Annotated in this window: 9 protein-coding genes; 1 reads left to right on the top strand and 8 read right to left on the bottom strand. The window is 55.2% G+C overall.

Features of this window, described 5'->3' with window-relative positions; translation table 11 throughout:
* Positions 1–272: 272 nt before the first annotated feature.
* From VF632_RS04700 to VF632_RS28210, 8 genes are all read right to left on the bottom strand, one after another.
* Entirely contained in the window at positions 273–3,056 is a 2,784-nt protein-coding gene (locus VF632_RS04700; protein ID WP_331021698.1) for a hypothetical protein, read from the bottom strand.
* Positions 3,053–4,189 carry a hypothetical protein gene (locus VF632_RS04705; RefSeq protein WP_331021699.1) on the bottom strand — a complete coding sequence of 379 codons (1,137 nt, stop codon included), beginning with the start codon at positions 4,187–4,189 and terminating at the stop codon, positions 3,053–3,055. The genes VF632_RS04700 and VF632_RS04705 overlap by 4 nt, the downstream gene beginning before the upstream one ends.
* A 113-nt stretch (positions 4,190–4,302) precedes the next feature.
* Entirely contained in the window at positions 4,303–5,730 is a 1,428-nt protein-coding gene (locus VF632_RS04710; protein WP_331021700.1) for a hypothetical protein, read from the bottom strand.
* A gap of 207 nt (positions 5,731–5,937) precedes the next feature.
* Positions 5,938–6,819 carry an ABC transporter permease gene (locus tag VF632_RS04715; RefSeq protein ID WP_331021701.1) on the bottom strand — a complete coding sequence of 294 codons (882 nt, stop codon included), beginning with the start codon at positions 6,817–6,819 and terminating at the stop codon, positions 5,938–5,940.
* A 32-nt stretch (positions 6,820–6,851) separates the two neighbouring features.
* Positions 6,852–8,165 (bottom strand): ABC transporter substrate-binding protein, encoded by a 1,314-nt coding sequence (locus VF632_RS04720; protein WP_331021702.1) that lies wholly within the window; start codon positions 8,163–8,165, stop codon positions 6,852–6,854.
* An 11-nt stretch (positions 8,166–8,176) separates the two neighbouring features.
* Positions 8,177–8,959: an ABC transporter permease gene (locus VF632_RS04725; RefSeq protein ID WP_331021703.1), complete on the bottom strand. Its 783-nt coding sequence runs from the start codon at positions 8,957–8,959 to the stop codon at positions 8,177–8,179.
* Between the two features lie 17 nt (positions 8,960–8,976).
* Positions 8,977–9,744, bottom strand: coding sequence for an ABC transporter ATP-binding protein (locus VF632_RS04730; protein WP_331021704.1), 768 nt, complete (start codon positions 9,742–9,744; stop codon positions 8,977–8,979).
* Positions 9,745–9,836: 92 nt separating this feature from the next.
* A complete protein-coding gene (locus VF632_RS28210; RefSeq protein WP_414682882.1) occupies positions 9,837–10,454 on the bottom strand; it encodes a TylF/MycF/NovP-related O-methyltransferase in 618 nt (205 codons plus the stop codon).
* 398 nt (positions 10,455–10,852) lie between these two features.
* Here VF632_RS28210 and VF632_RS04735 point away from each other — a divergent pair, with 398 nt between their 5' ends.
* Positions 10,853–11,185 (top strand): plasmid mobilization protein, encoded by a 333-nt coding sequence (locus VF632_RS04735; RefSeq protein WP_331021705.1) that lies wholly within the window; start codon positions 10,853–10,855, stop codon positions 11,183–11,185.
* The last annotated feature ends 83 nt before the right edge of the window (positions 11,186–11,268 follow it).

Below are 11,268 nucleotides of genomic sequence, written 5' to 3' on the forward strand. Positions count from 1 at the left end.
CAAACGAGAAAGCCGCCGCAAGCTAAGTGCTTGCAGCGGCATCTCTGTCCTATGGGCCTGGGCCGATTCGAACGGCCGACCTCACGCTATCAGGCGGCTCCCGGGGGGACTGGAACACCGCAGGCTGTCACAAAAACCCAGACAGGACGCGCGATCTGCCAACGTTCCCTTCCCCCGCTGCGGGGCCGTGCCCGGCAGTTTGGACACCTATTCGGACACCTGCTGCAGGATGAGTCGACCAGATGGCTGGCATCACTGTGTCCCCCACACGCCTACAACAGATGGTTCACTGCCTCGGCTAGCAAACGGTGAGCGTCGAAGAAATTGAAGATCCGATAGTGCCGCCAAGCACGTTCCCGCAGTTCATTGATCGTTTGTAGAACCGCACCGGTTCTTGCGGCCCCTCCCGAAGACGCAAGGTGATCAAGTTTTTTGTGTAGAGCATGAAATGCACAGCGAAGTTCGAGCAGTTCACGATAGACCATCGCTGCGAAGCCCGCATCTCCGTTGTCATTTTCCCGATAATAGGACAAAGAACTAGTATCATAATACCTCGCCCCATGCTCCTCGAAGTGCTCGAGGGAGTACGAAGCAGTCGCTGCGTTACGGATAGATACGCGATCGAGCGGCAACGCGCCCAACCTCGCGCCAAGTCGCCGCGAGCCGAGGACCCGCTGATGAGCAAACGAGACAAATTCTTCATAGGACTCACGTACATACTGTGTGGTGAAATAAGCAACGGAAGCTAGTCGCAAGACGCGTGAACGCTGGTTTCCAGTTAATCCATTCGGAAGATGTGCTTGCCATGTATTGTGCATGAAGAGCGTCGCAAGCGCCTTCTGCCAAGCAACTGCCACTTCGGGATCATCCTTATAGCGCTCATTGATCAATACGCGGAGGTCTCGAGCATCGAGTAACACCGGGTAACCGCCACGAAACGCGAGCGCCCGAGTTGGCGCCGGCCCAATCACGAAGTCTGCCATGCCTGCGGTGAGACGTTCATACATGACATCTCTTGCGCGGTTCCTTACGTCCGGCGGGTGTACCTCAAGTGTCGTATCTTGAGGAAAACATGTCTTGGGATCATAGGTACCATCTACAAGCGCGCTGACTAACCGGAGAAATTTCACACTGACTTCCTCATAGGCATCAACCCGTGCGCAGTGGAGTTGGTTTACAATCCGCTGTAATTGCGACCACTGCTGCACCAGGGGGAACGACCGAACAGGCGCAAGGTTACGATCCCTTCCGATGATCGCATAACCGTCGTAGAGGTTCCAGATTACGAATGCTTGCCAGCCATCTTCACGGGCTAACTCGCGCGGCAGCGACGCGGCTTTGATCCGACTAGGCTCATGTGTCAAACGCACTAATCTCTGAATGCGTTCCGCGAGTGTGTACTCGTTCGCTGCATCGTCCAAGCCGGCCGGCTCTGCCAATAGCTTAATGTCAAAACCGAGACGGTTAAGGAAGCCCATGTGGTCAGCAAAGAAGGGGAGTTGGTGATCCCACATGAAATCATCAAAGGAATCCACTTGCGTCCAATTAGGAGTATCTGTCTTGGAGAACAAATCGTTGAGTGTATACGCAGCTGCACGCAAGACATGGCTCCCATCACGGACGTGCCTTTCAGCAGTAAGGGCGCTTTGCTCCGCATTCCAACGGATGAGGGAAAGGCCAATAGAGTCGTGACCGAGCGCCCACGACCCTGCGCTGTTGCGCAAAGGCGCTGTTGGTGAATGGTCGACGCGTAGGACGGACCACTCCGGTTTCGATAGAGATCTACGGACTGTATCTACTCTTGTACATCCAACCTCGGCTGCTCGACGCTTGAACTGTGCATTCGACCATCGTGCGCTCGTGACTCGGCCGTCATCTTCCGTCGCTACCATTTCGTGCAGCAAAGAGCGCCAACAATCCATTTGACTTCCGAGCTGACTCGCCGGGAGGCGAGCTTCGGTAGCCGCAGTACGCAACGCGTCTTCAATCTGGCCGTCCAATAACGAGTGGGTGCCCCCAAGATCCCGATAATCTGCCTCGTTAATGATCCATGTGCGATCCTCTTTGTAGAGATCACGAGTGTATCGAAGCAGTCGCTGGCAGAGCACCTGGAGAGACGGCAGCAAACCACCGGGTCCCGGGTTTTCGTGAAGTTCGGCGGCGATCGTTTCAACGAGACCGGCACTGTACTGGAACCCGTATTGTTCGAAAGGAGTCCCGAGCTTTCGAAGGTGCGGGGCATGCAAACGCGACTTCAATGTGGGTCGCCGGATAGCTTCGATAACCCCTCGTCGGGTTAGTGGCGCTAGGAAGTAGCCTGGAATTTTCGTGCTGTCTACATGAGATCGCGTGAGTTCATCGTCAAAAACGCCCTTGTACTCCGTTCGCATGGAGATGCATAGCCGTGCGTCCATCCGAGTTCTGGTGAACCGGTGCAGGAATGCGAAATACTCCGCCGCACCCTCCTGATTGGCGAAACGGTCACCAGAAGTGAACAACTCCTCACTTTGGTCAACTGCTAGGAACAGCGGATAGGGGATCACTGCTAACACCCGATTCAATGAGCGAACGAATCGGTCAGGATCACGACCCGCCCCATTTCGAAAGTCTTCAGGTCCCCGCGCCTCAAGGACGACGTCTGGATTCGGAGCTCCGCCAGGGTGGTTCGCCCAATCCCGCTGGATTTGGCGGACGAAACTATAGAGTGCGTCAGCCAATGCGGAGAGTGGGCGCGCTCCTGCACGGACGATGAGGGAATCCTCTTGCGGATGTACTTCGGCCTTGATTCCGGGTTGGGGTGTGATCGCAGGAACTCTGGTGCCGAACCCCACCCGTTCTAACATCGGGAAAAGTGCCGCGCGCAAAAACGACGATTTCCCAACTCCTGATGAACCATGCAAGACAAACACACGAACTCTGTCATTGTCCAAGATGTCGATACAGGCGCGCGTGTCACGCTCACGCCCAGCGAAGATCGGCTCATCAGCGCGCCGATACGACGCCAGGCCCCGATATGGGACGGCCGGCCACGCAGTGAGTTCTCGGTGTCGCATCATAGTAGCTCAACGCCGACTGGAAGTTTAGAGAAGTTCCCTTCCGGGAAATCAGGAAAGATGTCAGTCGTGGAGCTCTGCAGGCGAAGCTCGGGGTAACAATAAAGGCTGTAGAGAAGGCTCAGTGGCCAGTGTGCCCGGCGAAGTTCTAGCATGGCTTCGTCCAATGGAACGCCCCGGAGAAGCTGTCGAAGAAGAGCAAGACCGAACCGCCAAGCGAACAGGTTCGGAACGCCCGTCTCAGTACCGATGAATCCGCGTAGCGGCTCTTGTGCTGTGACATGAAGCCAGGATGCCTCATCCTCAAGACCTCCCGCGTTAGAGTCGTGAGAAGTGGCAGTTGAGCATCCATTGAGAATCGTGTACACTTTTGCCTTACGACCTCGCGATTCCGCAAATACCTGCGCTCTGAAGCGGTCTGCGGATAAGTTATAATCTGTGGTGTTCGCTTTTAAAGAAAGCGTATTGCCGCTAGCGTGACAGTAGAAGTAGAGGATTCTTGTGCAGCCGTTGGTGATCTTCAACGCGGTGCTGAATTCATCCGGTGACGTGTAGAACGGTAACGAGGCGATCCACTGGAGGCCAGTTTCGTACTCGGCATTTGTGCGCTCTTGGTCGTGAAATACGGCAAAGAGCTTTGTCTTCGCACGAGAAAGGGTAAGGTCGTTGAAAAAGGGTTTGCTATGCGCATACGTGGTATACGCCAAAAACTTGATGCACCAAAAATCTTGTAACTCGTCGAAAGTGAATGCGCCGCTCACGGGAATTTTTGAAAGTCTACCCACCGAATACATCAACCCAAAAGGCACCGTTAGTGCGGTTGGAACGCGGAAATGCACACGCACCTGCCCTCCTCTTTCCCTGTCTACTTCAGTGCGGAACCACTCTTCAGCAGCCCGAGCATTCCCGCCTCCGGGGTCTTGATTAGTTGAGATATCGAGCGGCTCAGGTGTAAAAAATGCTGTGTAGAGGCTCTGCCCGGCATCCACTAGCTTCCCAAGTAATTTACCAAGCTCCCGTTCGTCACTGAAGGGAGTCAATCCGTTCTTTGACGCATCTAATGCATTCTGAACGAGGGCACCTAAAGCATCCCGAACAGCAGTTCCCGCCTTCAGTAAGCTGGCTTGGGAGACCACGTAGTATTGCTCCTCCGGCCAAGTGTCGAACCCCCACGTGACTTTTAGGTGATCCGGGTGATCCGCCCACCCGTGAGCGAGTCGAAACCATACAGGTTTCCGTAGCCGCCGCCTCATTGGTCACCTCCGCCCTCAGCATAAACACGCATCTCCATGGCTGCCTTCGGGCAAAGTCCTATCCTCGCGAACAACAATCGAAATGGATAACGCCAATACGGCATTTCGAGATCTCTCCAAGTAAAGTTTGTGAACTCGTCCAACCGTAAATAGCGAATCCAGCACCCCGTGTTTGCATAGGCAATCTCATGGGAGGGTGTAACCCACTCGTGTGTATGCCCCATCAGAACGCACTCGACTCCCGGTGTCTGCAGTGCCTCGCGAGCAGCACGAATCAGCGTCTCAGATTCACTCCTCACGATTCGCTTACCAATCCCAAGCGTCCCTGGCTTATCCTCCAGTTGAGGTTGTCGCTTTTGGATGCTGTTCGGATGATACTGAGCACGTCCGATCCCGAAGGAATCGTCGAACTCGGACGGGTGCTCGGCTATCGCATTCAGAGCGACGATCGCGTTCGCATCTTGAGCTAGGAAGACAGTGACCGAACTCCGCAGGTTGATCCCGGCCCTTATAAGAGCGGCACCGAAATCATCCATGGCATCAGGAGGAAGCTGCCCGATCCGCCGCCGTAAAGCATCGGCCGCTTCTCGATCTAGCCAACCGTACGACTCCCCAGCAGCCAGTAGATCGGACGGGTGGTCCAGCGCCGTTGCATAGACATACCGTCTGAATCTCCAAACCTCTGCTATCAGACGGATGGGTCCAGCGTACCAGTTATACGGAGACATTGCGAGCGCCTGCACAAAGCTCCTGAACGGCTTCACGTTGTCAACGAAGTGAAAACGATGATCTAATCCATTCAGATACCGAATGAGGAAGCGCGTTCCGGCACATTCGAGCAGGCGCGGCGTGCCTGTAACGTCGAGTAGTATGGGAGGCCGCTCCACAGACCAGTGGGGAGATCCATCTACGAAGAAGCAATTTAGCTCGTCGTGCTGATGTCCATGCTCAATCCAAGCAGAAGGCGCGGAAGTGGGACGATATACTTGACCGAGATGGAACCGCACCCGGGCAGCAGCAGTGGGAGTGCCGAGGCATGCATCCCGCACTCGATCTTGAATACTAGGCCAGAACAAGTCCGGGTCGTGGTTACCCGGAAGAATTGTTAACTGGTTCCGCGGATTAGAATCGACGAATTCCTGAAGTGCCACAAACGCCTTCTTGTGCTCGTTGAGGACCGCAGAAAGCTTTTCGTTCGATTGCACCTCGGTGAAACAAAGAGGTATCCCCCTATCGGTTTCCGCTTCAAGCTCGTGTCCTTCGGAGGGTGGTGCTTGTACAAAATCGATGAAATCTCCGTTGATAACCAGTTCAGTCGGTTGGTCAGACGAAGAAAGCTCACTCAAGAATGTACAGAAATGCTCCTCAATTACCGCATCAAAATCGTCAAGCGGCCCAGCCCCGAGATGAAGATCGCTCAGCACGATTACAGTCGGCGGTGAAGTAGTCATCGTACGCCTGGGTATCATGTGGAAGCACAATCCTAAACTAGCACACGCGACAACTTTTCGTTCTCTGGCCTGCCCTGTGCCTCCGCCCGCCTTTCGCGCACCGTTTGGAGTCTCGCCATTTTTAGTATCCTGGTGGTCTTCAGGTGCTCCCGCCGTCTGCTCGTCGGCTGGCTCGGTGCGTCAGGTCGCTCTTGTTCGGAATAGGGTCGTTCCTGTCGTGAGTAGCCACGGCGAACGACGGGTTGTCCAGCGAAGAAGGCGCGCAGTGAGAAGCACTAAGATCGTGTCCGTCGTGAGTGCGAGCAGGATCGTCCAGACGATCCCGACAACGATCAGGCTCACACTAGAGTATGAAAGCGCGTATTTCATCACGCGTCCGATCCCTTCTGGTGCAGCAAGATACTCCGCAACAACGGAGATTCCAATTCCCAGCGCTGCCGCTACTCGCACCCCCCCGACTAATTCAGGAACGATGGCCGGAAGCTGCACCTTTAGCGCATTCGATGTAGGGCTTGCACCCAATAAAGATCCGAGCTGTAGGTACGTTTCAGGTACATTTCGCAACGCGCTGAGTCCATAGACGAGCAAGATCATGCCAGTGTATCCCGCGACGACCAAGACTGGCATTTGAGAGGGATTCCTCACCAGCACAAGGGTGACGGGAATCAACAGGAGCGGCGGGAGAATGCGAGCAAACTCCAAGATCGGTTCGACAAGCTTGCGCAACCGAGGGAAGACGGTCAATGCCACTATGCCGCTGAGTCCGGTGACGCAGCCCACAAATAAGCCGACACCTATCGTTCTGGTCGTAGCTAACACATGCGGGACAAAACCACGCGACGTTCCTTCTTGGGCAGAGATAAGCGGATCCACGAATGCACTCTCCACGAGCAATGCTATCGTCCCATGAAGATTCGGCAGTCGATCAGTGCCAAGAACGAACGACGCAAATTGCCAAAGGCAGAATAATAGTACAACAGGCACCCCCTGCTTGATGAGCCAGAGCAGCTTCTCGGGTTTGTGGCTGGAATTCCGCAAATGGATCTGCGCACCAGTTCTCATCTCGCTCCCCTTAGCATGTACAAACGAGTCAGTTAGGGTCGGGTCCCGCGGGACGCCAATACTTGCCGCGCTAACCGCTCCGCATCGAAGTAGTTGTAGAACCCGTATTGACGACGCGCTTCGCTGATCAGCCTGCGGCTCGAATTGGTGGTGCCGCGGTTGAGAACTCGGAAGATACTGTCAGCGCTGCCTTTCAGTCGCTCTAGTTCACGGTACACATCATCTGCGTAAATGACAGTTTCAACGGCAGGGGCAGGGTTACGAAAGATTCCTTGCGCGATGAAACTATTGAGAATGCTCCCGTTGAGATTGGCGTAGTATAACGGATTGCGTGGGTTGTGGAACCACTCACGTTGGTTTTCAAAAGTGACGAATGGGTCTAAATCCTGGTAGATGATACGGCCCTCCTCAGGACCGAACTGTTGCCCCGATACCTCACTCAGGTAAGGCATGTGCAGAGCGATCGCGCTGTCCGGGTAGTCGTTGATGAACTTCATAATTCGGTAGTTTACCGAAGCCAAGCGCAGAATAGTTACTCGATTCCGATCGTAATAGTTCTTCGAAGCTGCCCATCCATTCTGGAGAATACTGGTCAGTTCAGGAGAATTGGGGGTAGGAGCAGCCCCGCGGGCAAGATCGACCGATGATAGAATGGGCCTGAATCCCTCCCGCTGGAGCACAAGCCGCGATGGAACCCCACCTACTTGGAAATCAGCCCGCCTCTTTCGCATTTCGTTCACCGTGAGCGGGTCGTCCAATACCGCAGCACGAATATCCGTGCGAGAGAGCCCGCCTTTCTCAAGTACCAAATCAATAAAAGGCTGAATCGCGGCCTCAGTTGGATACGCAAAGCGCTTTCCTCTCATCTGCTGAACAGTGGCCCGGATAGCTGCATCGGGAGCCATCCCTTCAGCGACAAAGTCAGAATAGCTCCGCACGTTGTCATTTGGTTGCGCCATGATTGCGTAACCTTGAAACAGATCCCCAAAGACAAAGCTAACTAGGTTCGGCGCATTATCGTGCGCCGCGAAAAGAATACCTGGCGGGGTTGACACAACATCAAGTGTGCCTTGTCGAAGGGACGGTATGATCTCCTCGACCTTGATCAAACGGTGATCCAGCGCAATGCCCACATCTTCAAACCATCCTAGCTTCGCACCGATTATCGCGTATGTGTGATCGCCGTAGGGTAGCATTCCAAACCGTACTGGCGTCGGCGGCGACTGCAAAATCACCCCGGTAGAATCCGCCCCCCTTGCGTCGCCCGGTTTAGTTTCACACGCCGCCGCTGGTAGGAGCGATCCGATAACCAACAACACCTTTACCGGCAGTCGAAACATTCTCATGCGATCCTCCTCTAGTAGGTGGGTTGCCAGCGCGTCACCCTACGGATGGTCGTATCTACGGCTTTGATCGACAGCAGACCCATAATTCCATATACCATTCCAAAGAGGACTAGCTTCCCCATGTCTGAGTAGAGGTACGACTGGTAAACCAAGAAGCCGATTCCGGACTGGCTAGAGAGGTATTCAGCACCGAGCGCGAACGCCCACACCAGCCCCGATACGGCTCGCATACTACCTCTGAGTTCCGGCAGCACAGCTGGTGCATGGACCTTGCGCAGGATAGTCAGCCGACCTGCACCGAGGAGAGTTGCGGACTCCCGGAATGATGGTGGAATGTTGTTCACGGCCTCATAGCAGTTCGTTGCGACCACCAGAAGCACGGCTAGCGTGATGTAGATGAAGATTCCCACTTCGCGGTTGGGGAACCAAAAAACAAACAGAGGAATCAAAGCGAATAAAGGTACACTGCGAAGGAGGGTCAACACGAATGCATTGCCGCTTGCTGCAGCAGAAAAACAGTGGAGACTCAAGCCCAGTAGAAATCCTGCGACTGAGCCCACACCTAAGCTGATAACAACTCGGATGATCGTTATGGTGAGATTCAGCCCTAGGACTGCGAACGCACCTGCAGGATTCGGATCAGACGCACCACCAAACAAGGCGAGTTCTGGAAACGAATGCAAGAGGACATGCAGGGGGGAGGGTAAGACTCCCGGATCTGCACGAAATGCGGCCGCCATCTGCCATATTGTGATAACGAGAACAAAAGGGGCCAAGCGTTCCAGCCAAGTCACGTGGCGCGAGTACCCTCTCACTTTTCCCCCTGCTCGGCTAACTGAAAACGCGCTAGAACCTCCGCTCGACAACGCGCGAACTCGGCACTACTCGTTAGTTGATCTGTGCGAGGATGGGGTAGATTCACCGGAATCGTGTCAAGTACTCTCCCACGCCAAAGTAGCAGGATGCGCGTTCCAAACAACACTGCTTCGGAAATATCATGCGTGACCAAAACCACAGTGAGTTTCTGCGATTGGGAAACGTCGTAGATAACCCCTTGAAGCTTCTGTTTTGTAAACTCATCTAGCTGCGACGTCGGTTCGTCCAGAAGAAGTAGTTCTGAATCATTAACTAAAGCCATTCCAATCCCAACCCGTCGCGACTCGCCTCCAGAGAGTTCCTTGGGGTACTTTAGCAAGAAACGCTCGGGGTCTAGTTGCACCAGTTGACAAATTTCTCTCGCCCGGTCCTTGCGCTGTTTGAGCGGCACACGGCGGAGTTCCAGCGGAAACGTCAGATTCCCTTGAACTGTGCGCCATGGGAAAACAGTGTTGCTCTGAAACACGAATCCGACGCGGAGCACGCCGGAGTGACCGGGCGTCCTAACACTCCCAGATGTAGGCTCCTCAAGTCCGGCAAGTAAGCGAAGCAGCGTCGATTTCCCAGACCCTGAGGGTCCAACGATAGTCAAAATTTCTCGAGTCCCGACACTTAAATTAATATCCGAAAGCGCTTCTGTTACACCGCCCCAAACTGCGGTGTAACTCTTCCGAATGCCCGAGAGTTCCAACAGGGGTTTCACCAATGCACAGTCAGTGGAGAGGGTTCACGTTCATGTGATGTTTGATGAGTCACAGTTGCAAGCACAGAAGATTTACACCTTGGATGGTGGAGTCATACTCGAATGAAGCAAGACCAACAAGTCTCGTCCTCTTGCATATACACCTCAGTCACCTGGGCTGTCGCAAACATTTCTCTGACAGCCGCCGTCGCGCCTGGACAGTGCTCGTGTCCGTAGTCATCGAAATAGATAATACCGCCTCGCTGGATCCGGGAAGGCAACTCTCGTGCACAGTAGAGCACGGGCGAATACAAATCGCAGTCAACGTGCACAAACGAAAGAGGGCGAATAGAATCAGGATCAAGAACGTGTTCGACACGCCCTCGAATCAATTTTATCCATCGATCAAGCCCACGTGCCGTGAGGCTCCTTATCAGCGTATCTACCTCGATGTCTGCGTATTTGCCGATTGGATGAATGGGGTGTCCGTCGGTATAAGGGTGACCTGTAAAAGTATCGACTCCAAACACACAGTGTTCAGGAGAGACACGGCTTACCACATCCGCGAGACACACAAGCGATCCGCCACGATATACGCCCACTTCAAGGACATTCCCGGGCACTTGCCGGAGCGTCTCCTCACATAAACTCACCAAGTAGTTGAGTCGGTTACGAGGGATGACCGACGCGAGATACCCCACAGAATCGACAGGATCGTTAGTACGCCGCATCTGAGACGTCTGTTTTCAGGACCAAGCGTCACTCGGGAGCTCACCTGACCTAGTGGCGGCCCAAACGACACCCGTTACGTAGCCATGGCCGAGCGACGGTCTGGCTGAGAGATACCGACAACTCTGGTAGCCGATGTACTCGGACGTACGCAGCAGCCATCAACATAAGGACGCGGCAGACACTTTACAAGCGAATTCTTTCGATCACCGGCTCTATCGTTCCGAGTACAACCCAATCGCCCTCGTTGGGCGTGGCCGTGACGAGAACCCTTCGGCGGAGGTCACGGTACCTGCCTTCGGGCCGAAATTGCAGCGCCCGAAACTTCCGGGGCCAGCAACGCGGGGAAGGCGCCTAACTTCGCTCGCTGCGCTCGAGGACACCGACGACATCCCGCATCATGCCGTCCCGTCGTACCATCGGGAAGCCGACCGTCTGGGCGCCCAAAGAGTGGCGCCACATCGAGCAGGCCGCGCGCGCCCGCGGCGTCCTGCCGCTGCGCTACGTGCGCGAAGCCGCGCTCGCGGCCAAGCGGCCGCCCGTTACCCAGCGCCGGGGTGCCCACGCGCTGCTCCACGAACTCAAGCGCGTGCTCAACAACCTTCACCAGCTCCTCCGCCTCGCGGAGGCCCACGGCGCCCGCGCAATTGCCGTCGCTCTCGAAAGCACCATCCGCATCACCCACAGGCGGCCGAGGCCGCCGCCGCGCGGCGCGGCAGCGCGGAGCCGCTGATCGTTGCTGTGCGTGGGGCGGGACGCGTCCTCAACACGCATCAAGCATACGCTGCTGAAGAGCTTCCCGCGGACGAGGAGCTG

Source organism: Longimicrobium sp., from assembly GCF_036388275.1.
In the GTDB taxonomy this organism is placed as follows: domain Bacteria; phylum Gemmatimonadota; class Gemmatimonadetes; order Longimicrobiales; family Longimicrobiaceae; genus Longimicrobium.